Source organism: Sporosarcina sp. P12(2017) (assembly GCF_002743035.1).
GTDB lineage: Bacteria > Bacillota > Bacilli > Bacillales_A > Planococcaceae > Sporosarcina > Sporosarcina ureae.
Genome location: NZ_PDYL01000010.1, coordinates 13457 through 36507, shown reverse-complemented (window position 1 = coordinate 36507; position 23051 = coordinate 13457). Strand labels below are relative to the sequence as shown.

Here is a 23051-nt window from a genome sequence, read left to right as displayed (position 1 = left end):
AAAACTCCTATTCTATTGGTTCTTCTAATATATCCGATTGGAACTCGATGATTTTTCCTTCAATCGCATTGATGAAGTAATGTTCTATCGTTCCATCCTTCAATTTTACCTGAACATTCCACGTCGGTGCAAATACTTGAGTTTCTGTCAGCTGAACGAGTGTTGAATAACCTGATTTCACCTGCATGACAGTAGAACCCGATTTCAAATAACCTCGTGTAACAAGTGAAGAGACTGCGTCGTCTTGCGAAAGTAAGTCTTTCTTATGATTAAAGCTTAAGAACTCATCGAGCATACTTTGTTCGTAATGCGTAACTTCTCCATCCTCGTTCCAGTGCAAGATCAGCATGGCGTTGGAACTATAGAAGATGGTTTCATTTTTTACTCTTTGGAAGAATACAGCGCTCTGCTCATCTTCGTCCACATCCCAAAGCACGTAATCTTCACCATTTAGCACATACTTCTTTAAGAACTCGTCAAAATTATATTCGTCTTTTCCATCAATTACTTTTACAGCCTTTTTCATATGGGACAGTAATCGTGATTGTTCGATCAAAACAAACGATTGGTCACTTAACTCATCCAACTTTTCATTGGAAAAGGTGGCAATATGAGCTGACAAATATGAAACATCTTTTTTATTGAAAGGAATGGGCTCATACGTAATATTCTCTAGCGCCAATGTTTCTTCCACGGATGCTTTCCCGAGAATCTGCATATTTCCGACACCCATTTGCCTATCTAAATAGAGCCAATACAAGAAGACATTTAGAATGGAAAAGACGATGATGAAGATCGTTTTGGTTCTATTCCAATCCAATCTTGTCACCTCCTTGCAATTCTTCTGGAGCGAAGCGTAACCAGTTACCTTTAATAAGGTAATACCAGCAAGGTTGCAAAATAATTAATTTGCGTTCCACATCACGGATCATATAATATCCCGGAGTGATTTCCTCTATCAAATCGAAGTCTAACTCTTCTGATTCACGTAAAGCCTCCGCCACTTCCACTCCTGAAGGCAACGTTTCTTGTACTGGTTCAATGTTCACATCCAATGTGTAATACGGACGTATATATTTGAATACGCGTTGATTTCCCCACGTCTCCGTTATTTCACTAGTACCTGATTGATCACTAAAGACGGGCAAGCCATCGACATATAGTTGGAACCTAACATAACGGGATATCGGATTCATATAAGCGTAGCGGTACTCATCCGTCCAGCCGCCATGCTCATTGATAAAATCAATAGTATTTAACAATAATTCTGAAGGTATTGCTATCTCCTGACTTTCCACTGCAGGCATGACATAATTCAACCTTTTAATCTCGGTATCGACATTCATGAAAGCATGGTCGTCTCCATATTCTTCATGCGTTGAATCCACTAGATTACGTCGTACGGCATTCGGATCACTGAACAACGCATCACGGAAGCGTAATGGATTGATTTCTTCCTGATAATACGTATTACGCATAACAGTTATAGGATCTTTTGGTACGGCAAGAAATGGTGCATTGCCACGATCGATTTCCGCATACTCGTCGAATGATTGACCGACATCTACTACGTTGCGCAGAAAACTTGTTTTATTCGGTAGTGTCACTTGCATCTGGTAATGTAGGCCGCTCATTTCGCTCAATAAATGAATGACTGGCGCTTGTGTGGATTGCCCCCAGTCAATGACTAGACGATTAAAAGTTGCTTCCGGAATATTCACGTCGTCGACTAGTAATACATTGTCATAAACGAGCATAGGTACTTCCCCAGTAAAGTAGAATGTCATTTGGCTTGGTTGCCGTAAGATTTTTGCAATATCAAACTTATTCATGTCTTGACTTACCAAATGTAGATCAGATAAATCCCAAGTATTCATTTCTGTCAGAATCCTATCGACCTTTTCAGTATCCGTAGAACCCAGTACCTGATCTTTTAAATTAGTAATAATTTTATACGGCTTAATGATTTCATCGATTGCTTTCTTTTCAGAAATAGAAATATCGACAGTCTGTAGTTGTTCCATTGGTTCGTAATTCGGCGAATAGTTCCAAACCGCTAATGTGAATAGCACACTCAGCGAGACGAGCAACAACAATACGATGGATTTAATTGTTTCAATATATTTCAATCCCACTCACCGTCCTCTTGTTGTTCAAATGGTAGCTTGAAGAAGATTGTCGTTCCTGTTCCTTCTTCACTCTGTGCCCATATCTCTCCTTTATGCGCTACAATCATTTCTTTAGCGATTGCGAGGCCGAGGCCGGTACCACCGAGGGCACGAGAACGGGCTCTGTCTGCACGATAGAAACGATCGAATATTCGATTGACATTGGATTTTGGAATACCCATTCCATCGTCGGAAATCATCACTTTAATATAATCACCAGAAACTGTTACACCGAAGCGGATTTCTCCACCATCCGGCGAATACTTTAAGGCGTTGGAAATGATATTGTCTAGTACTTGCGTGAGTTTGTCGGTATCGATCTCCACGAATAGACTGCTTGAATACAAATTTCGTGTAAAGCGTACATTTTGCGACTTTGAAAATTCAAAGCGCTCAATAACCGCATTGAAGAACCGGTTAAATTCTACCCATTCCTTATTTAATTCATATTCTTTACTGTCCATACGTGAAAGTTTCAGTAAGTCATTCACGAGACGAATCATTCGCTCGGTTTCATTTTGCGTAACATGTAAGAAATTTGGAGCAATTTCTTCATTGCGCCACGCCCCTTCTGCCAATGCATCGAGATAACTGCGCATCGTAGTGAGCGGTGTACGCAATTCATGTGAAACATTCGATACGAACTCTCGACGTTCCATATCAATCTTTTCTTGCTCCGTATTATCATGTAATACAACGATCAAGCCGTTTACGAAGCCTGTTTCACGCTGGGTAACGGAAATTGTAGCACGTAAAATATATGCTTGATCTTCTGTACTGAAGTCCAGTGGTATCGATTCTTTCATTTGGATTAGTTCTTCAAACGTATATTCATCGTCTATACCCAGAATACTGGCGATAGGTCGATTAATGACGAGGTCGTTTGTTACACCGAGCATTTGTAGGGCAGAGTCGTTAATTAAGCTAACTCGTCCTTTTCGGTCAGTCGAAATGACACCGTCCGTCATATTTTCTAGAACTGAGGCCAACTTTCGCCTTTCACTCTCAGTAGTGGACTGAGATTCTTGCAGCTGGTTGGTTAAGTGATTGAATGCGATAGCCAGCTGACCCATCTCATCTGTTCCGTACACTTTAACCTTTCGGGTGAAGTTCCCTTTTGCCATCGCCTGTGCTTGTCGCCGCATGTCTGAAATTGGCCGGGTAAATGCCCTGGCAATGAAAATTCCAACTATTATTGTAATGGTTAGGGAGACAGCAGCCGCCCCTGCCAATATTCGATTAATTTCTTCGATTTGCTGGAAAACGGATTCAATATTGGCTTCTACATAGAGCGATCCTATAATTTCATTGCCGTTAAAAATCGGTTTGGCTAAGGAAAGCACTCGATTATGAGATTGCGGATCAATCGTCACGACATCTTTCATCGCTTCTGATGTAATAGACTTTCGCACATTATCATTGGTCGAATGTTGACCTACCCTCATCTGATTATCAAATGAAGATGTCGCCAAAATACGATATTTAGAATTTATAACCCGTATTTCAATAATGTCGTCTGAAGTGAACTCGAACAAGACATTTTTTAAGCTTTGTTCCAGCGTGGGATCACTGTCTTTACGTTTTTTTAATACTTCTTCCCGTACACTGAACTCGACTAAATTCATTCGGTCTACAATCGAACTCGTAAAGTTATCTTTTAATGTTTGTTCCAGTTCACGAGCAAAATACAGCCCAATAATCTGCATGGACACAAGTATAAGCAAGACATAGATCAAGACAAACTTGACTTGAATCGACCGGAAAAAACCTACCTTATGCATAGTGGCCTACTCCTGTTCCGGATCCCGCAAGTAATAACCTACGCCACGTCTTGTGACGATCCAGCTCGGATGACTCGGCGTGTCTTCAATCTTTTCACGAAGACGTCGAATCGTTACATCGACTGTTCGTACATCTCCAAAATAATCATAGCCCCATACAGTTTGCAGTAAATGCTCACGTGTCATCACCTGACCGATATGTTTTGCTAGGTAATACAGTAGTTCGAATTCACGATGCGTCAGTTCAATTGTAACTCCACGCTTTTGAACATAGTAAGCATCGGGTTGAATAACTAGTTGTCCGACCGTAATATCATTCGTTTCTTCTTCCTGATCTTCCGCTATAGTTCTCGCGTGACGACGCAGATTGGCTTTGACCCGGGCAATTAATTCTCTTGTTCCAAATGGCTTCGTAACATAATCATCTGCGCCAAGTTCAAGCCCTAAGACCTTATCAATTTCCGAATCTTTCGCTGTCAGCATAATAATGGGGAAATCGTACTTTTTTCGTACTTCTCTACAGACTTCCATACCGTCGCGTTTAGGAAGCATGATATCAAGAAGCATGATGTCCGGCTGAATTTCTTCTACACGGTTGATTGCATCTTCACCGTCGTATGCGCAAAAGACGTTGAAGCCCTCCTTTTTCAAATTAAATTCTATGATGTCTGCGATGGGTTTCTCATCGTCTACAATAAATACAGTTTTATTTTGCATGTTTTGTTCCTTTCTCACCATAATTGGCGATCAAATTTTTAAGCTATGTTCTTGTTCCACGACTAAAATTGACAATGTAAACTTGTGTGGTACATAAAACGCTAATCTAACTTTTCTATGGTCACAGCCTGATTCTAAAGCTGAAATATATTATTCCATATCTTCTAACTCTATCACGATTTGTGTAAAATCGCACTTTTTCAGGCGGGGATCACTTGCGTGGAACAATGAAAAAACAGCGCATCCTCTTCTACAATCACAGAAGAAAGGCGCACTGTTTTATTCGTAAGACGGAGGGGATTCGTGCTGGCTCCAGTCGATATTGAGGAATTTGTTGTATTCCTTTGCAAATGCCAAGGTTACGGTACCGGTTGGGCCGTTACGTTGCTTGGCAATAATGATCTCAATCATGTTTTGCATTTCAGTTTCTTTGTCATAGTAATCTTCTCGATAGAGGAAGGAAACGATATCGGCGTCTTGCTCAATACTCCCTGACTCCCGAAGATCGGACATCATTGGGCGCTTATCTTGTCGTTGCTCTACACCACGTGAAAGCTGGGATAGTGCAATGACTGGTATTTTTAATTCACGCGCCAAGGCTTTCAGTGATCGAGAGATCTCAGATACTTCTTGCTGACGGTTATCACTGCCGCGTCCGCTTCCCATGATTAGCTGCAAATAGTCAATCATGATCATTCCAAGACCATGTTCTTGTTGAAGTCGTCTGCATTTTGAACGTATTTCATTGATACGAATACCTGGGCTGTCATCGATGAAGATTCCCGCATTTGATAACGAGCCCATCGCCATCGTCAGCTTGCGCCAATCGTCCGCTTCAAGATTCCCTGTACGTAGCACTTGCGCATCAATGTTTCCTTCCGCACAGAGCATACGCATAACGAGCTGTTCCGCGCCCATCTCGAGACTAAAAATCGCAACATTTTCATCTGTCTTCGTTGCTACGTTTTGCGCTACGTTCAAAGCAAACGCGGTCTTACCGACAGAAGGACGAGCCGCCACAATAATCAAATCATTACGTTGGAAGCCTGCTGTGATCTGATCCAAGTCACGGAACCCGGTAGGTATACCTGTTACATCGCCTTTACGTGTATGCAATAATTCAATATTGTCATACGTCTCCACTAATACATCTTTAATATGACGGAAGTCGCCAGCATTTTTTCGGTTGGATACTTCCATCATTTTCTTTTCGGCTTCACCAAGTAAGGCTTCTACTTCATCCTCCCGTGTATAGCCGTCTTCCACAATGTCAGTTGCAACGCGGATCAGTCTGCGTAATAAAGCTTTTTCTTCTACGATATTTGCGTAATAAACAATGTTTGCAGCAGTTGGAACCGCGTTGGCAAGCTCTGTGATATACGAAATACCCCCGACGTCTTCAAGCTCATTTTTCACTTTGAGCTCTTCGGCAATGGTTACCAAATCGACTGGCTGACCTCTGTCATTTAGTACAAGCATGGTTTCGAAAATCTTTTTATGTGCGATCCGATAGAAATCTTCCGGCAACAATATTTCAGATGCGGTAATTAGTGCCTGTGGTTCTAAAAATATCGCACCAAGTACCGACTGCTCTGCTTCGTTGTTATGCGGAGGTGTGCGCTCGATCATCTGGTTCAAGCTATTATCTCCTTATCATTCTTCTGTAACATGTACTTTAAGTGTAGCTGTTACATCAGGGTGTAATTTGATCGGAACATTTGTAAAACCAAGTGCACGAATTGGCTCAGGTAATTCCATCTTGCGGCGATCTACTTTAATTTTATTTTGCTTTTCTAGCGCTTGCCCGATTTGCTTGGACGTGATAGAACCAAAGAGACGGCCGTCTTCGCCAGTTTTCGCTTGGAGCTCTACCGTCAACTTTTCAACTTGCTCTTTTAATTCTTTCGCTTCTGCCAATTCTGCAGCCGCATCTTTCTTCTGACGTTCCTTCTGACCTTGCAACTTACTTAAATTACCTGGAGTTGCTTCAACTGCTACATTATTTTTCAATAAATAGTTTTGTGCATATCCAGTTGATACCTCTTTTACTTCACCTTTTTTGCCTTTTCCTTTGACGTCCTTTAAAAAAATAACTTTCATCCTTCATTTCCCCTCTCTACATATTGATCTAGTACATCCTTTAGCATCGTGATTGCTTCATCCATCGTATCTACACTTAACTGGCAAGCAGAATTCGTTAAATGACCGCCACCACCCAACTCTTCCATAACGACTTGAACATTCAATTCGCCCAATGAGCGGGCGCTAATACCCATTTTTCCATCATCACGCTTTGCGACGACAAATGAAGCGGAAATACCTTGCATCGTCAACAGGATATCAGCTGTCTGCGCGATCAGCACAGAGCTGTGCACGACGTCATCCTGCCCTCTTGCAATCGCAATATCGCCATTGCCCACAAATTCTACGGTCTCAATTAGTTTTGATCGTTCAATATATGTCGTAATATCTTCTTTCAACAAACGCTGCACTAGCACGGTATCGGCGCCATTCGTTCGCAAATAGGAAGCCGCTTCGAATGTACGAGAACCTGTCCTGAGTGTAAAGCTTTTCGTATCCACTACAATACCTGCTAGCATCGCCGTCGATTCCAGCATTGTCAGCTTCTCGTTCTTTGGCTGATACTCCAGTAATTCCGTTACCAGTTCCGCCGTCGAAGATGCATATGGTTCCATGTATACAAGCACAGTATTATTAATGAACTCTTCTCCCCGTCTATGGTGGTCGATTAATACAACCTTCTGTGCTTTGTCCAACACGCGCTCATCTATAACCATACTCGGCTTATGCGTATCAACAATCACGACCAATGAACGCTCCGTCATCAATTCCAACGCTTCTTCAGGCATCAGCATGTGATCATATAATTCTTCATCTTGCTGCACTTCATCCATCAAACGGCTGACACTAGCATCGAGCTGATCAAAATTAACGACGACATAGCCTTCAACACCGTTCATTCTTGCCATTTTACGTACACCAATCGATGCACCAATCGCATCCATGTCAGGCATTTTGTGACCCATGACGAACACGCGGTCACTATCTTGGATTAAATCACGCAACGCGTGTGAAATGACTCGTGCACGCACCCGTGTACGTTTTTCAACAGGATTTGTCTTACCACCGTAGAATTTCAGCTTCCCATCATGGTGTTTGATCGCTACTTGATCACCGCCACGTCCGAGAACTAAATCCAAGCTCGACTGTGCTAGCTCACCAAGCTCTGTAAGCGACGTAGTACCTGTCCCTACCCCAATACTCAATGTAAGTGATACGCTGTGTTTAGACGTGTTCTCGCGAATCGTATCGAGCAATGCAAACTTAGTCTTCTCCAATAATGCCAGTGTACCTTCATTGAATACGGCCAAGAAACGCTCAGAAGAAATTCGTTTTACAAAGATCCCATATTCATCTGCCCATTGATTGACCAATGAGGTAACAAGTGAGTTCATCTGGCTTCGTGTCTGATCGTCCATTGTCTGGGATAGTTCGTCATAGTTATCGACCAATAAAATCCCAATCGTCGTTCGATCAGCGTAGTAAAGGGATTGCATCTTTATACGTTCTGTTACGTCAAATAGATAGATCAACTTCTCTTCTGGTTTGTAGTACACACGATACGAGCGATCATTCAATACAATGACATCTTGCTCACTGTCTTCTCTAATTACTTGACGAAATGCTTCACTCATTTCGTAGAGCTGTGACCCAATCCAAGTCTTGTCAGGATAAATCGTGCTTACGAATGGATTGATCCATTCAATTAACTGCTTATCATTCAGCAAGATAATCCCAATTGGTAATTCCAGTAGCGCTTCTTCTCCAACCCTTTTCATTCGATAGGATAAGGTTTCAATATATTTCTCTGTTTCCAAGTAGTTATCATTCTCTACTTTCCAAGCGATGCCTAGTGCAAGCGCATAAGCGACGGCAAAAAACAGTCCAACCCAAAAGTTCAATAGCATTAGTAGTACGGAACCTACCGCTCCAAGTAGAGACAAGACTGCTAATGGAATTCGTATCTTTCGTTTTTTATAAAATAAATTCAATGTCTCATCTCCTACACTCTCTTGTCTTTATCTATCCATGTACGAATGTTAATGGCGATATCCAAAACACCCAGCATTACGGTGAAGGGACTGAGGAACATGGCGAATAATGTAGCTAGCACGTTGACGATCATTGGAAGCTTCATCTTGCGCAATGCATAATAAATTAACGCCAAACCTTGTAAGAAGAATAAGAATCTAAAGATGAGAATGGCATTTGCCTCCATTAGATAAAACGTTGTGCCCTGTTCCGGCTGCGATAAAATAGAAATCAACAGCAATGCCAGATAGGCTAATACCGTTGCAAACGGAAGACGCATAGTAAGAAAGGAAGCAAACTTGGGAACTTCAAATCGCAAACGTGTTGCGACCGCCAAAATGGGCATAACGAACAGGTAGGCTGTTACAAAAACAGATAAGATGAACAGGGAAGGCACAATGGTTTGATAATACGTAAATGCCTCTGCCACGGTTCGTTCTATATCTCTTGTTGAATTTCCCATTCCTGTAAGAATTACAAGTGCTTCTTGCTGTATAGCTGAAAATTGTTGCATCAACTGTTCAATCGGATTAATTTTCATGAACCACACAGTACCAAGATACAATAGACTCAATGAAATGAGCAATGTGACACCTGTTGCCATATATACATAAAGTTTCGTCTTGCCAGTTCGTACAGTATCACCGATAACGAATCCCACTGCACTCAATACAACCGCTGCTGGGATGGATAGCAGACCGCCAATCAATAAAGTGATTAGCCATGTACACATCGCGACCATCAGTGTAGAGATCCGGTCATAACGTAAACGATAAATCGTAATGGGCAATGGAACGAGCAACAATGTCAATAAGCCGAGTAATGGTACGTATAAAGTCATTGCCAGTAATATGGCGAAGAGTGCGACCATCATGGCACCGTACGTAATTCTACTTGCTTGATCTTGCATATCTACGCCTCAATTCATTCACTGCTTCTTTTGCCGCCTATCGTTAATAAGGAGACAAAGTGTTGTATACCTTAATTCATATAAAGCTACAATCATCCTTCTAATTGTATCACGATTCGACGTGAAATCAAAAATACAGGCAGTTACAGTTCCCAGTAAAGTGGATGCGCAACGTGCCCACAAATATCAGGTTTTCAATACAAATAAAAAACCGCCACTGACTGATTAATTCAGTCAGTGGCGGTTTATATATTACCGCTCTTCAGATACGAACGGAAGAAGTGCCATAATGCGTGCACGTTTGATTGCGACCGTCAATTTACGTTGGTATTTAGCGCTTGTACCCGTAACTCGACGAGGCAACATCTTTCCGCGCTCAGAGATAAACTTCTTCAACAAATCCACATCTTTATAGTCGATGTGAGTAATGTGGTTAGAAGTGAAATAGCAAACCTTACGGCGTTTGCGACCTCCACGACGTGGTGCCATAATTGTTGTCCTCCTTCCTATTTACATATCAAGTGAACCGTTCGATCAGAATGGCAAGTCGTCATCTGTTACTTCAATCGGACCGCCGCCTGGCTGGAATGGATCATTATCGACACGTGTCATATTTTGCTGATTCGGTTGGTAGGATTGCTGGTTATTGTATCCTTGTCCCTGGTTTTGAGAAGGTGCATTATAAGAAGGCGCTCCACCACCATAAGATGGTGTTTGCTGACGTTCTGTATTAGCATTTCTTGGTTCCAGGAATTGAGTACTATCCGCAACAACTTCTGTCGTGTAAACACGCTTACCGTCTTGGCCTTCGAAGCTGCCCGTCTGTATACGACCATCCACTCCGGCTAGACTTCCTTTTCGTAAATAATTCGCGATATTCTCAGCCTGTTTACGCCAAGCTACACACGTGATGAAATCCGCTTCCCGTTCTCCCTGGGCATTAGCGAACGCACGGTTCACTGCCAGTGTAAAACGTGTTACAGCAATTCCAGTTTGTGTATATTTCAGCTCAGGATCTTTTGTTAATCGGCCAACTAAAACGACACGGTTTATCATTCAGAATCAAACCTCCCTCATCATAAATTTAATAAATTTTATATCAGATTACGCATCTACACGAATTGTCATATGACGAATGATACCTTCGTTGATGTTCGCTAGACGTGTAAATTCATCGATTGCTTCAGCACCAGCGTTAGCAGTTACTAATTGGTAGTAACCTTCACGTAAGTCGTCGATTTCGTAAGCAAGACGACGCTTGCCCCACTCTTTCGACTCGATGATTTCCGCTCCGTTTGAAGTTAGGACAGTATCAAAGCGTTCAATCAACGCTTTTTTCGCGTCATCTTCAAGAGTTGGGCGCATAATGTACATAATTTCGTACTTTCTCATCAATAGTCACCTCCTTATGGACTTGGGCCCTACTTTTACAAGTGGGCAAGGAGTAAGTAAATTTAATATTACTCACATCAGTACATACTATCACATCACGATTGGAATATCAACCTTCAATATACTATACTGAATGAATTAAGGAGTGATTTCACATGGAAAAACAACAGCCTGTAATTGTAGAGCTCAATTTACAGAAAATAGCGAAGCAAAGTCTATGGCTCACTTTCTTACCGCTTATAGCACTTTTAATAATTCGTGGTCTGTTACAAGGTGGACTCTTTATGTCATTTTCAGTGTGGTATGTTGTTTATGCTTTGGTTGGATATATTTTATTAATTGTTATACATGAGTTTTTTCATTTGCTGGGTTTTCGTATGTTTTGTCATGTGCCGTGGAAGAACATGGCGTATGGTGTCAATTTGAAGATGGGTGTTGCGTACGCTACCGCCGATCAGTTGATGAACAATAAGGGTATTCGCAAAGCGTTGTTGCTGCCCTTTTGGATGACGGGTGTGTTGCCTGCCGTTCTTGCGTTGTATTTCAATGATGGTGTGTTGTTACTGTTAGGTGCGATGCTGATTGGCGGTGCTGCTGGAGATTTTGCTATGTATAAGGAGTTAAAGAAGTTTCCGGATGGTGCAATGGTGAAGGATGATCCCGAGTTGCCTAAGTTGTATATTTATCCTGCTGAATGAATTGGTTAGGGTTGCAATGGGATAGGTATCGGGATTTGCGCTTCGGAGGGGACGCTTTCCGAAGGGCCCGCGGTGAGCCCCCTAGTCGCTGTGCTCCTTTAGTGGTCTCACCTGATCGGGCTGATCCTTCCGGAGTCGCCCCTCCTACGCTCCAATCCCTTGCATAGTAGGTAGGCATCACTTACTATTGTGCATTATATTTAGGCTTGTATTCCGGTTCCACATTTGAATTTGAATTCATTCAAGGCCAACGCTCACTTAGACACAATGACCATAAATAATCTATATTCGTCCACTATATTACATACTCTTACATACCCTTTGCAGGTCTTAAACTAAAACCATTTAAAACATAAAAAAGCTGATTCTCACTTGGAGGATCAGCTTTTTGTATTATACGTTGAAACGGAATAGCATGACGTCGCCGTCTTTAACGACGTATTCTTTACCTTCCAAACGGACTTTGCCGGCTTCTTTTGCTGCTGTCATGGAACCGTGCTCGACCAAATCATCGTATGCTACCGTCTCTGCACGGATGAATCCGCGTTCGAAGTCGGTATGGATTACTCCAGCACATTGTGGTGCTTTCATGCCCTTACGGAACGTCCATGCACGAACTTCTTGTACGCCTGCCGTGAAGTATGTAGCAAATCCAAGTAGGTTGTACGTCGCTTTAATCAACTGATCAAGACCGGATTCTTTAATGCCAAGCTCTTCAAGGAACATTTCTTTCTCTTCATCTTCAAGCTCAGCCATCTCTTCTTCAATCTTTGCACAAACTACGATTACTTCTGCATTGTCCTTCTCTGCAAAGTCACGAACTTGTTGTACATAGGGGTTATTATCTGCGTCTGCAATTTCATCTTCTGAAACGTTTGCTACATATAACATTGGTTTGATCGTCAGTAAGTGCATGCCTTTGACGACTTGTAGCTCATCATCTGTCAATTCAACAGAACGCGCTGCCATGGCATTTTCAAATGCATCACGTAATTTCAGTAGAATGGGCTCTTCTGCCATTGCTTCCTTATCTTTTTGCTTCGCCATTTTGGAAACGCGAGCCAAACGCTTATCTACACTTTCCATATCCGCTAAAATCAATTCCAAATTAATGACTTCAATATCATCGATTGGATTTACTTTCCCTGACACGTGTGTAATGTTTTCATCCACGAAACAACGAACTACCTGACAAATTGCGTCTACTTCACGAATATGTGAAAGGAACTTGTTGCCTAGACCTTCGCCTTTACTTGCACCTTCTACAATCCCTGCAATATCAGTGAATTCAAATGCAGTTGGCACGGTCTTTTTCGGTGTGACGAGCTCAGTCAATTTGTCTAAACGCTCATCTGGTACCTCAACTATTCCTACGTTCGGGTCAATCGTACAGAACGGATAGTTCGCCGCCTCTGCTCCTGCTTTTGTTATTGCATTAAATAATGTTGATTTCCCCACGTTCGGAAGACCTACAATCCCAGCTGTTAACGCCATTATTCCCACACCTTTCTTATCTATCCAAAGCTTACATTATTCGTTAGTCAACCACTTCATTATAAGGACAATACGGTAGATTGTCCATGTGTTCTCAAGACTCGTTCTTCACTAGAATCTTTTTCATCTTCTTAGAAAATTCATTACGAGGAATCATGACACTGTGTCCACAGCCTTCACATTTAATTCGAATATCAGCGCCCATTCGGATGATTTTCCAAGCATTTGTGCCACAAGGGTGCTGTTTTTTCATCTCCACTACGTCATGCAAATTAAACTCTTTGTCCGCCATCATCTGAATCCCCTTCCTTATGTTCTTCACGTATCACCATTCGTGGATAAGGCATTTCAATTCCATTCACATCCATAAATTTCTTTAAGTCCTGTCGTAATTTTCGTCCTACACTAAAGTTAGCAACCGGTTCAGTTTCTGCGGCAATGCGTAGCAAGATTCTTGAAGGTTCGATACTTTGTACGCCCAACACTTCCGGTACTCCAATAACTTCTGAATAGCGTTCTCTCGGTAACTTCCCAAGGAATCCCTTGATTAATTCCTCTGCGTGGTCAATATCCGTTTCGTAAGATAGAGCTAAATCAAGCAAAACCATGGAATTCGTGACAGAGTAATTGATGACTTCACCTATTTGACCGTTAGGTACTGTATACAACTCGCCGCCGTACAATGCGATTTTCGTTGTGCGAAGCCCGATTTCCATAACCGTTCCTTCACCCGAATTAATACGCACATAATCCCCGACTCCAAACTGATCTTCAAAAATGATGAAAAACCCAGAAATGACGTCCTTCACTAAACTCTGGGCTCCAAAACCGACAGCTAGACCTAGCACACCCGCACCTGCAAGAAGGCCTTTTACATCTATTTCAAACTCTGTCAAAACTGCTAGTATAGCGGAAAAATAGACGATGTATTTCAATGCATTTTCCAAAAGCTTAATCATAGTCTTCTCACGTCGTTCTGTTTTACGCATCGGACTTTTTAGCTTAATGGCAAAAAATCGGCGAATCAATACTTGTCCGGCTTTTACGACGATACCTGCCACGACAATTATTAAAATAATGCGGATTGCAAAGAATCCGGTACCTAGCCAAAATTCCGCGTCAAATAGAGTTTCTTTTACCTGTTGAACTGCTTCGTCTAGAACTTCTAGGTTTTCTTTCACTTCTTCTTTTGTAGCAGAAGTTGATGCCATTGAAAGAAATCCTCCTTTCGTATAAACCCTTACCCCTCAGGATATACTGCACAGCAATACGTGCGCAGTATAAATTTCAGCGTAAATATATCACAAAGGACTGGTGTCTCCCTATGTATACAGCCGAACCCTCTTCTTATCATTACCGTATTTCTAGTAAAGAAACCGGTGTCGTGTGGAAATTAAGTTCTTATTTCATGCAACATATTCCGTTTAAGCAACAACCAATCATTTTTTATTGCATCGGGACCGATCGTTCTACTGGCGACTCACTCGGTCCTTTGACAGGCTCCTACTTGTCAGAGCTAAGTCTATTCCCTTATACAGTAGTCGGCACGTTACAAGAGCCGCTGCACGCTCTTAATCTACAACAACGGATTGAACTCACGAAATCATTATATCCCGATGCATTTGTAGTGGCAATCGATGCCTGCCTGAGTAAGAAGGATGCAGTTGGTGATCTACTGTTTCATAGCGGTCCCATTGCACCTGGGAAAGCTGTAGGAAAAGAACTTCCTCTCGTTGGTGATGTATCTGTCAAAGGAATCGTCAATGTCGGCGGTTTCATGGAGCAAGCCGTTTTACAAAGTACTCGTCTTCATCTACCGTTCGAAATGAGTCGTATGATTGGCCGTGCCTTACAATTAGCACATCATCGTCAGCCTTCAAAAAGCATATACAATCGTTACGATGATCGCAACTACCGCAATACCTGGGATAAAATTGGCTACCCTGATTTTCGTCAAGCCGATTAGATTTAATCCGATCGCCGCAATCATCAAGCCGCCTGTAGCTGTCATTTCAGAAATGAATAACTTCATTAATTCATCTGGGACAAACCGGCTGAGGATGGTGGCAAGAAAGGTTATACTTCCTTGGTAAATCAGTAGAGGGATAGCTGCAAACGCTACACCAATGCCTAATGTAGAACTAAAGATAATTGAAGTGAAACCATCTAATATCCCTTTCATTATTAAAACGTTGTGGTCGTTGCGGAGACCACTATCAATAGCACCGATGATTGCCATGGATCCTACGCAAAAAAACAACGTAGCTGTAACGAATCCTTGCGCAATTCCCGGTCCTTCCTTTTTAGCCGGTAACTTTCTTTCAATCCATCGTCCCAATTGATTAACCTTTTGATCGAGGTCAATCCATTCGCCGAGGATTGCGCCTATCACAATACTAAGAATCACAATGACAATTTGTGTTGTTTCAAATGTCATTTGTAAACCGATTGCTACTACGGCCATTCCAATTCCATACATGATGGTTTCTTTCATTCGTTCCGGTATCCCGTATAAAAACCTTCCGATTAACGTACCTATTATAATCGTTAATACATTAAACAGTGAACCAAACAATATCATGTAGTCACGTCCAAGTTCTTTTCAAGAATAAAACCTATTCTGCAATGAAAGCAAAATAGGTTTGTGTATCATCACTCAGCGTTCAATAATTCAAGAATACGTTCAAAGTCTTCATCCGAGTGAAACTCGATTTCGATTTTACCTTTTCTCTTCGTTTTCTTGATCGTTACATTTGTACCGAATTGTTCACGTAGTGTGTTTTCCTGTGCTTCAATGAATATATCTTTTTTCTTTTCCTTCTTTGTTTCACGTGGAACATCTTCATTCAAATGTTGAACTAGTTTCTCTAATTGACGAACATTTAACCCTTCTGTCTTGGTCTTTTCAGCAATAGATAAAATTTGTTCTTTTTTACGCAACCCGAGAAGTGTACGCCCATGTCCCATTGAAAGTATTCCGTGGGAAATGTCTTTCAACACTTTCTCCGGCAACGTGAGTAAACGAATATGGTTGGCGATGTGTGGTCTACTTTTACCTAACCTAAAGGCAAGTTGCTCTTGTGTTAGCTTCAGACTTTCCATTAAGTTCTGGTACGCCTCTGCTACTTCAATGGGAGATAAGTCTTCACGCTGCAAGTTTTCAAGAATAGCCATTTCCATTGATTGTTCATCTGTTAGATCACGTACAACTGCTGGTATTTCCTTTTTGCCTGCCAGTTCAGAAGCACGGAATCTTCTTTCCCCTACAACGATTTCATACTGTGTACCTACACTTCGTACGATAATTGGTTGCAGAACTCCGTGTTCTTTAATTGATTCGCTTAATTCATTTAACGACACTTCATCGAATTCTTTACGTGGCTGATATGGATTGACTTTAATGCTTTTCAGACGTAAAAGCTCTACCTTTTCCAATGTCTCACGAGGAAATAATGCATTAAGACCTTTACCTAGACCTTTACTCATTCTCCACCACTTCCTTTGCCAGCTCTGAATACACTTCCGCACCTTTGGATCGTGGATCATATAATATAATCGGCTTACCATGACTTGGTGCTTCACTTAAGCGAACGTTACGTGGAATGATTGTCTTATACACTTTGTCTTGGAAGTATTTCTTTACTTCTTCAATAACTTGAATGCCTAGATTGGTCCTGGCGTCAAACATCGTCAATAATACGCCATCAATATAAAGTGCTTCATTCAAATGTTTTTGGACTAGACGAATCGTACTGAGCAATTGACTTAGTCCTTCAAGCGCATAGTATTCACACTGTACCGGAATAATAATTGAATCTGAAGCCGTCAATGCGTTCAACGTTAAAAGGCCAAGAGATGGAGGACAGTCGATAATGACATAGTCATAGTCATCTTTTATGTCTTGAATTGCGTGTTTCATGCGAACCTCACGTGATATCGTAGAGACGAGTTCAATTTCAGCACCCGCAAGTGAAATGGTGGCAGGAACAATTTCAAGGTTTTCAATCTCCGTTGGTAGAATAACGTCACGTACTGGCACATCATCAATTAGCATATTATAAATACAGTCCTGTACATCACCTTTGTTAACACCGACCCCACTCGTCGCATTTCCTTGCGGATCAGAATCAATTAAGAGCACTTTTTTGCCTAAATGGGCAAGGCATGCACTTAAGTTTACAGAAGTCGTCGTTTTACCGACTCCGCCTTTTTGATTAGCTATAGCAATAATCTTACCCACTCTTGCACCTGCTTTCTTTCCTATTTCGTTTATCTTACTAGTATACCAAAGTTTTACTTGTTGCTTCATATGTTTGAAATGCCTGACAAAGAATATGTTCTATGTGGTCTATTTCAGTTTATCATCTTCACTGTACGAACTCTATTGATATATAAGAAAACTCTTGCTAGTAAATCAGCAAGAGTTTCCATTCGTCACTTTTTACATATTTTTACCGTAACCGTGTAGAATTCTTCAGAATCCACTTCCTCGGATGCTACTTCAATCCCACTCTTTGCAATCAGTGCAAGAGATTCTCGCAACGTGTTCACTGCAATACGAACATCCTTACTAACAGCTTTCTGTCGAGATCCGCGTCTTCTTGCAGGCTGCACTTTCTCAACTGATTCCGTTGGATACATGATTTCTTTAATTCTAGCTTCCAGGTCTTTGACGTTATATTGATTCATCTTAATTTCTTCTAGCACTTTCAGCTGAAGAGAGGATTCTTTTAATGGTAATAATGCACGTGCATGACGTTCAGATATCTTCTTTTGCAAAATTGCTGTTTGAACGGGTTCAGGTAACTTCAACAATCGCATCTTATTCGCAATTGTGGACTGGCCTTTACCGAGCCGTTGCGCCAATGCTTCCTGCGTTAATTCATGTAGTTCTAGTAAACGTTCATAAGCATGCGCTTCTTCAATCGCCGTCAGTTCTTCACGCTGCAAGTTCTCGATTAAAGCAATTGAGGCTGTCTCTTTATCATCCAAGTTCCGCACAATTGCCGGTACTTCTGTCCAACCAAGCTTACGCATCGCTCGAAATCTTCGTTCCCCTGCGATAATTTCGTATGATCCGTCATCTTTTGTTCGAATGACAATGGGTTGAATAACACCGTGTGTATGAATGGTTCGAGCTAGTTCTTCAATTTTTTCTTCATGAAAAATTGTCCGTGGCTGATATTGATTCGGTGTAATCGAATCAATTGCAATTTGTGCTACCTTCTCCAGATGATGAACTTCTACTTCTTCTATTGTAGTCATCTTTTCTCCCCCACCAAAAAAACGCGAAAAAGTACTTTTCAACCTCTGCACCACCTTTTCGAAACTATTCCCTTTTTTCTCTTCTATACAATTGTTTCACGTGAAACATTTCCCACAATCAGTTTGCTGTAATCGGTGTTTTATTAGGTACGCCTGGTTTCCTCGGGTATTTCTTAGGTGTCTGCTTTTTCTTTTCAAATACAAAGATGTGACGTTCACTGTTTTCTTGCGGTAGTACGAATTCATGTTCATTCTGCAAAACTGCCCCTAGTAGTTTTACAGCACGAGTGGCGTCTTTCATTTCTTCAGATGCAGCTGCACCTTTCATAGAAACAAAAAGCCCTCCCTGTTTGGCAAGTGGAATGCAAAGTTCCGACAATACCGATAACCTTGCTACCGCGCGTGCAGTCACTACATCAAACTGTTCACGGTACTTCGGGTTACGACCAAATTCTTCAGCTCTAGCATGGACGAATGCCACATTTTCAAGCTTTAATTCACCCGCCAAATGATTTAAAAATGTAATACGTTTATTCAATGAATCTACAATCGTCACGTGGAGGTGTGGATAGATGATCTTCAACGGGATGCTTGGAAAACCTGCCCCGGCCCCTACGTCGCACACAGATTCATACTTTTTGAAGTCTACGTAAAATGCACTTGTAACGGAATCGTAGAAATGCTTTAAGTATACGGAAGGTGCATCCGTAATTGCCGTTAAGTTCATCTTTTCATTCCACTCGACGAGTACTTCAAAATAGCGTTTGAACTGTTGCTTCTGTGTATCGGACAATTCAAAGCCTTTCTCTTGCAGAGCTTCGTAAAACTGTTCTTCCGTCATGTTCTCATTCCTTTTCAAAAAGACTGACGCTCCTAAGCGCCAGTCATAGACTCAACCGGATACTTTCGCAATTTTTCCTTGTTCAATATAGACAAGCAAGATTGAGATATCTGCTGGATTGACACCGGAAATACGCGATGCCTGCGCAATCGACAATGGTTGTACTTCTTTAAGGTTTGCCTTTGCTTCTTTCGCAATACCTGAAATCGCATCATAATCAATATTTTCCGGAATCCGCTTATTCTCCATCTTTTTCATTCTTGCTACTTGCTGCATGGACTTTTCGATGTATCCTTCATACTTAATGAAAATCTCTACTTGTTCCGCCACTTCTTCGTTAATTTCGTCAAGTGGTGGTACTACTTTACGCAACTCGCTATACTTCATTTCCGGCCGCTTCAGTAAATCAGCCGCCTTCATTGGCTCACGAAGTGCTGTTCCACCAACTTCAGCAATAATCGCCTGTATCTCTTCGGTCGGTTTCACAGTAACCTTGCGTAAATGATCAATCTCCGCATCAATTTGTGCTTTCTTCGCCAAAAACTTCGTATGGCGCTCTTCACTAATCATGCCGTTTTGATAACCAATTTCCGTTAAGCGCATATCAGCATTATCATGACGAAGTAAGAGGCGATATTCCGCTCGTGACGTCAATAGACGATATGGCTCACTCGTACCTTTAGTGACCAGGTCATCGATGAGTACACCGATATACGCATCACTGCGTCCAAGAACGACCTCTTCCTTGCCAAGTACGTTGCATGCTGCATTGATTCCCGCCATCAATCCTTGTGCCGCGGCTTCCTCATACCCTGATGTTCCATTAATTTGGCCAGCTGTATACAAGTTTTTGATTTTTTTCGTTTCCAACGTTGGCCATAGTTGAGTCGCGATTATAGAATCGTACTCAATTGCATAGCCAGCACGCATCATTTCAGCCTTCTCAAGTCCTGGTACACTCGCAATTAGGCGATGCTGTATATGTTCAGGAAGACTTGTTGACAACCCTTGCACATAGACTTCTTTTGTATTACGACCTTCAGGCTCGAGGAAAATTTGATGACGTGACTTGTCCGCAAAACGCACAATTTTATCTTCAATAGATGGACAATAGCTTGGTCCTTTTCCTTTAATCATCCCCGAATACATCGGAGATAAATGAAGATTTTCATTGATGATTTCATGCGTTTCCGGAGTTGTATACGTTAACCAACAAGGCAACTGGTCCACAATGAATTCCGTTGTTTCATAGCTGAATGAACGCGGTACGTCATCTCCTGGCTGAATCTCTGTCTTGCTGTAATCGATCGAATTGCTGTTGATACGTGGTGGTGTTCCAGTTTTGAATCGAACCGTCTGTAAACCCAGTTCCTGCAGATGTTCCGCCAGTTTGATGGACGGCATTTGGTTATTCGGTCCACTGGAGTATTTCAGATCTCCAATAATAACCTCTCCGCGTAAAAATGTACCTGTTGTAATAATGACAGTCTTCGCACGGAAAATTGCACCAATCTGTGTCACTACGCCTTTTATTTCATCGTCTTCTACGATCAACTGCTCGACAACCCCTTGGCGAAGTGTCAAATTTGGCTCTTCTTCCAGTATCCGCTTCATTTCTTGCTGATACAGTACTTTATCCGCTTGTGCACGCAAAGCACGCACTGCCGGACCTTTCCCTGTGTTTAATAAACGCATTTGAATATGCGTTTTGTCTATGACCTTTGCCATCACACCGCCAAGTGCGTCTATTTCCCGCACTACAATACCTTTTGCAGGTCCTCCTAATGAAGGATTACACGGCATGAAAGCAATCATGTCTAAATTCATTGTTAAAACTAATGTCGATGCGCCCATCTTGGCTGATGCGTAGGCTGCTTCTGCGCCTGCGTGTCCAGCTCCGATGACGATACAATCGAACCTGCCTGCTTCAAATTGTGGCATGTTCGTTCATCCTTCCCATTTATAAAATCATTATTTTCCGAGGCAGAACTTTGAGAACAACTCTTTAATTAAACTGTCTTGAACGGTATCACCGATTATTTCACCGAGGACTTCCCATGTGCGTGTAACATCTATTTGAATCATATCGACAGGAACTCCTGCTTGTGCTGCTTGTACCGCATCGTTAATCGTATTGCGTGCCTGTTTTAGTAACGAGATATGGCGAGCATTGGATACATACGTCAGGTCATTGGATTCCAGTGAACCTTCGAAAAACAGTGCGGCAATCGCTTCTTCTAACTCGGTAATACCTTGCTCTTGCAGAATGGAAGTAGTAATCACGCGATCTCTTCCCGCCACTTCGTAGACTCGTTCCAGATCAATCTTTGTTGGTAAATCCGTTTTATTGACGATGACGAGCATATCCATGCCGGCAACCACTTCGAATAATCGCTCATCTTCATCTGTTAACGGTTCAGAGCTATTAACCATCAATAGTATGAGATCCGCTTCTTTCAGTACCTTCCTTGAACGTTCCACACCAATCCGCTCGACAATATCTTCCGTCTCCCGGATTCCTGCAGTATCGACAAGACGCAATGGAACTCCACGAACGTTGACATACTCTTCAATAATATCACGAGTAGTGCCCGCAACATCCGTAACAATCGCTTTGTTTTCCTGCACTAAGCTATTAAGCAACGATGATTTTCCAACGTTCGGACGTCCTACAATTACGGTCGACAATCCTTCACGCAAGATCTTTCCTTGTGATGATGTACGCAATAATTCATCAATCTCATCCATTACCCACGTCCCTTTTTCAATCATCAAAGGAATCGTCACTTCTTCTACATCATCATACTCTGGATAATCTATATTAACTTCCACTTGTGCAAGTGTTTCGAGTAGTGCTTGTCGCAATTCACCTATCAAGTGGGATAGTTTCCCCTCCATCTGGTTAAGTGCAACGTTCATGGCTTTATCTGTTTTGGCTCTGATTAAATCCATAACTGCTTCGGCCTGCGATAAATCAATCCGCCCATTAAGAAATGCTCGTTTAGTAAACTCGCCGGGTTCTGCTAATCTAGCCCCCTCTGTCAATACCAATTGAAGTACCCTATTGACCGAAGTAATACCTCCGTGACAGTTGATCTCCACTATGTCTTCGCGCGTGAAAGTCTTTGGCGCTTTCATGATCGATACCATGACTTCCTCCACTAATTCTTCAGTGACGGGATCATGTAAATGTCCATAATGAATCGTGTGCGATGGTTGTTCGCAGAGTGGTTTGGCTGCTGGTGACTGAAATATACGGTCTGCAATCTTCCATGCGTCATCGCCGCTCAGACGAACGATGGCAATCGCTCCTTCTCCCATGGGAGTGGAAATGGCGGCTATCGTATCAAAATGCAAGTTTTTCACCTTCCTGGCTTTGTTGTGCACATGTGCATATCTTTTATAGCGAATACTACTTTCTAACAACCTATATTATCATAAAGCGTCGGATTCTCCTAGCACGCGAATTTAAAACATGTGGATAATTTCAGGAATTTTGAACCAAGCGTCACGGTAATTTATCATGTGCTAGCAGTCGACAAAGAACACTGTCGTTTCAAGCTTTCTAGTGTAGAAAGTTTCTTGAAGAAATATGTGGGACGCAGAAAATATGCCCGAAAATGAAGGTAGTTTTGAGGTGGTGATTTGAAGTGCCAGGATGTACTCTCAACG

The 23051-nt window shown here is 41.9% G+C and carries 23 protein-coding genes; 2 read left to right on the top strand and 21 right to left on the bottom strand.

The window, feature by feature from the left end:
• Positions 1-7: 7 nt before the first annotated feature.
• The 11 genes from CSV80_RS09535 to rpsF all read right to left on the bottom strand — a co-directional run bounded on the left by CSV80_RS09535 (position 8) and on the right by rpsF (position 11081).
• On the bottom strand, positions 8-820 hold the full coding sequence (locus CSV80_RS09535) for a two-component system regulatory protein YycI (RefSeq protein ID WP_029054362.1): 813 nt from the start codon (positions 818-820) through the stop codon (positions 8-10).
• On the bottom strand, positions 807-2135 hold the full coding sequence (locus tag CSV80_RS09530; RefSeq protein ID WP_099670642.1) for a YycH family regulatory protein: 1329 nt from the start codon (positions 2133-2135) through the stop codon (positions 807-809). Before CSV80_RS09530 ends, CSV80_RS09535 begins: the two co-directional genes overlap by 14 nt.
• Positions 2126-3949, bottom strand: a complete 1824-nt coding sequence (gene walK, locus CSV80_RS09525) for a cell wall metabolism sensor histidine kinase WalK (protein ID WP_099670641.1) — start codon at positions 3947-3949, stop codon at positions 2126-2128. The genes CSV80_RS09530 and walK overlap by 10 nt, the downstream gene beginning before the upstream one ends.
• 6 nt (positions 3950-3955) lie before the next feature.
• Positions 3956-4687 (bottom strand): response regulator YycF, encoded by a 732-nt coding sequence (yycF, locus tag CSV80_RS09520; RefSeq protein WP_269466684.1) that lies wholly within the window; start codon positions 4685-4687, stop codon positions 3956-3958.
• A gap of 258 nt (positions 4688-4945) precedes the next feature.
• Positions 4946-6295, bottom strand: coding sequence for a replicative DNA helicase (gene dnaB, locus CSV80_RS09515; RefSeq protein ID WP_369802822.1), 1350 nt, complete (start codon positions 6293-6295; stop codon positions 4946-4948).
• Between the two features lie 24 nt (positions 6296-6319).
• The gene (gene rplI, locus CSV80_RS09510) at positions 6320-6766 is read right to left on the bottom strand and encodes a 50S ribosomal protein L9 (RefSeq protein WP_029054367.1); all 447 of its coding nucleotides are present in this window, start codon (positions 6764-6766) and stop codon (positions 6320-6322) included.
• Entirely contained in the window at positions 6763-8739 is a 1977-nt protein-coding gene (locus tag CSV80_RS09505; RefSeq protein WP_099670640.1) for a DHH family phosphoesterase, read from the bottom strand. The genes rplI and CSV80_RS09505 overlap by 4 nt, the downstream gene beginning before the upstream one ends.
• An 11-nt stretch (positions 8740-8750) precedes the next feature.
• Positions 8751-9689, bottom strand: a complete 939-nt coding sequence (locus CSV80_RS09500; RefSeq protein WP_099670639.1) for a DUF2232 domain-containing protein — start codon at positions 9687-9689, stop codon at positions 8751-8753.
• Positions 9690-9941: 252 nt separating this feature from the next.
• Positions 9942-10178: a 30S ribosomal protein S18 gene (gene rpsR / locus CSV80_RS09495; RefSeq protein WP_029054370.1), complete on the bottom strand. Its 237-nt coding sequence runs from the start codon at positions 10176-10178 to the stop codon at positions 9942-9944.
• Between the two features lie 45 nt (positions 10179-10223).
• A complete protein-coding gene (ssb, locus tag CSV80_RS09490; RefSeq protein ID WP_029054371.1) occupies positions 10224-10745 on the bottom strand; it encodes a single-stranded DNA-binding protein in 522 nt (173 codons plus the stop codon).
• A 48-nt stretch (positions 10746-10793) separates the two neighbouring features.
• Positions 10794-11081: a 30S ribosomal protein S6 gene (rpsF, locus tag CSV80_RS09485; RefSeq protein ID WP_029054372.1), complete on the bottom strand. Its 288-nt coding sequence runs from the start codon at positions 11079-11081 to the stop codon at positions 10794-10796.
• Positions 11082-11236: 155 nt separating this feature from the next.
• Between rpsF and CSV80_RS09480 the strand changes: the two genes are divergently transcribed.
• Positions 11237-11779, top strand: coding sequence for a DUF3267 domain-containing protein (locus tag CSV80_RS09480; RefSeq protein ID WP_099670638.1), 543 nt, complete (start codon positions 11237-11239; stop codon positions 11777-11779).
• Positions 11780-12172: 393 nt separating this feature from the next.
• On the opposite strand, the gene ychF is transcribed toward CSV80_RS09480, so the two are convergent.
• From ychF to CSV80_RS09465, 3 genes are all read right to left on the bottom strand, one after another.
• Positions 12173-13273 carry a redox-regulated ATPase YchF gene (ychF, locus tag CSV80_RS09475; RefSeq protein ID WP_029054374.1) on the bottom strand — a complete coding sequence of 367 codons (1101 nt, stop codon included), beginning with the start codon at positions 13271-13273 and terminating at the stop codon, positions 12173-12175.
• 94 nt (positions 13274-13367) lie between these two features.
• Positions 13368-13565 (bottom strand): DUF951 domain-containing protein, encoded by a 198-nt coding sequence (locus CSV80_RS09470; RefSeq protein ID WP_029054375.1) that lies wholly within the window; start codon positions 13563-13565, stop codon positions 13368-13370.
• On the bottom strand, positions 13546-14484 hold the full coding sequence (locus CSV80_RS09465; RefSeq protein ID WP_051210565.1) for a mechanosensitive ion channel family protein: 939 nt from the start codon (positions 14482-14484) through the stop codon (positions 13546-13548). The genes CSV80_RS09470 and CSV80_RS09465 overlap by 20 nt, the downstream gene beginning before the upstream one ends.
• Positions 14485-14597: 113 nt before the next feature.
• On the opposite strand from CSV80_RS09465, the gene yyaC reads away from it, so the two are divergent.
• The gene (gene yyaC / locus CSV80_RS09460; RefSeq protein WP_099670637.1) at positions 14598-15239 is read left to right on the top strand and encodes a spore protease YyaC; all 642 of its coding nucleotides are present in this window, start codon (positions 14598-14600) and stop codon (positions 15237-15239) included.
• Here the strand turns inward: yyaC and CSV80_RS09455 are convergent.
• From CSV80_RS09455 to mnmE, 7 genes are all read right to left on the bottom strand, one after another.
• Positions 15150-15854 (bottom strand): DUF554 domain-containing protein, encoded by a 705-nt coding sequence (locus CSV80_RS09455; protein WP_099670636.1) that lies wholly within the window; start codon positions 15852-15854, stop codon positions 15150-15152. The two genes, yyaC and CSV80_RS09455, sit on opposite strands and share 90 nt — an antisense overlap.
• A gap of 71 nt (positions 15855-15925) precedes the next feature.
• Complete coding sequence (locus CSV80_RS09450; RefSeq protein WP_099670635.1) at positions 15926-16759, bottom strand: ParB/RepB/Spo0J family partition protein; 834 nt, start codon at positions 16757-16759, stop codon at positions 15926-15928.
• Positions 16752-17513 carry a ParA family protein gene (locus CSV80_RS09445; protein WP_029054380.1) on the bottom strand — a complete coding sequence of 254 codons (762 nt, stop codon included), beginning with the start codon at positions 17511-17513 and terminating at the stop codon, positions 16752-16754. Before CSV80_RS09445 ends, CSV80_RS09450 begins: the two co-directional genes overlap by 8 nt.
• A 194-nt stretch (positions 17514-17707) precedes the next feature.
• Complete coding sequence (noc, locus tag CSV80_RS09440) at positions 17708-18580, bottom strand: nucleoid occlusion protein (RefSeq protein ID WP_029054381.1); 873 nt, start codon at positions 18578-18580, stop codon at positions 17708-17710.
• Between the two features lie 76 nt (positions 18581-18656).
• Positions 18657-19379 carry a 16S rRNA (guanine(527)-N(7))-methyltransferase RsmG gene (gene rsmG / locus CSV80_RS09435; protein WP_099670634.1) on the bottom strand — a complete coding sequence of 241 codons (723 nt, stop codon included), beginning with the start codon at positions 19377-19379 and terminating at the stop codon, positions 18657-18659.
• A gap of 51 nt (positions 19380-19430) precedes the next feature.
• A complete protein-coding gene (gene mnmG, locus CSV80_RS09430; protein WP_099670633.1) occupies positions 19431-21320 on the bottom strand; it encodes a tRNA uridine-5-carboxymethylaminomethyl(34) synthesis enzyme MnmG in 1890 nt (629 codons plus the stop codon).
• 30 nt (positions 21321-21350) lie between these two features.
• Positions 21351-22736, bottom strand: coding sequence for a tRNA uridine-5-carboxymethylaminomethyl(34) synthesis GTPase MnmE (mnmE, locus tag CSV80_RS09425; protein ID WP_099670632.1), 1386 nt, complete (start codon positions 22734-22736; stop codon positions 21351-21353).
• Between the last annotated feature and the right edge of the window lie 315 nt (positions 22737-23051).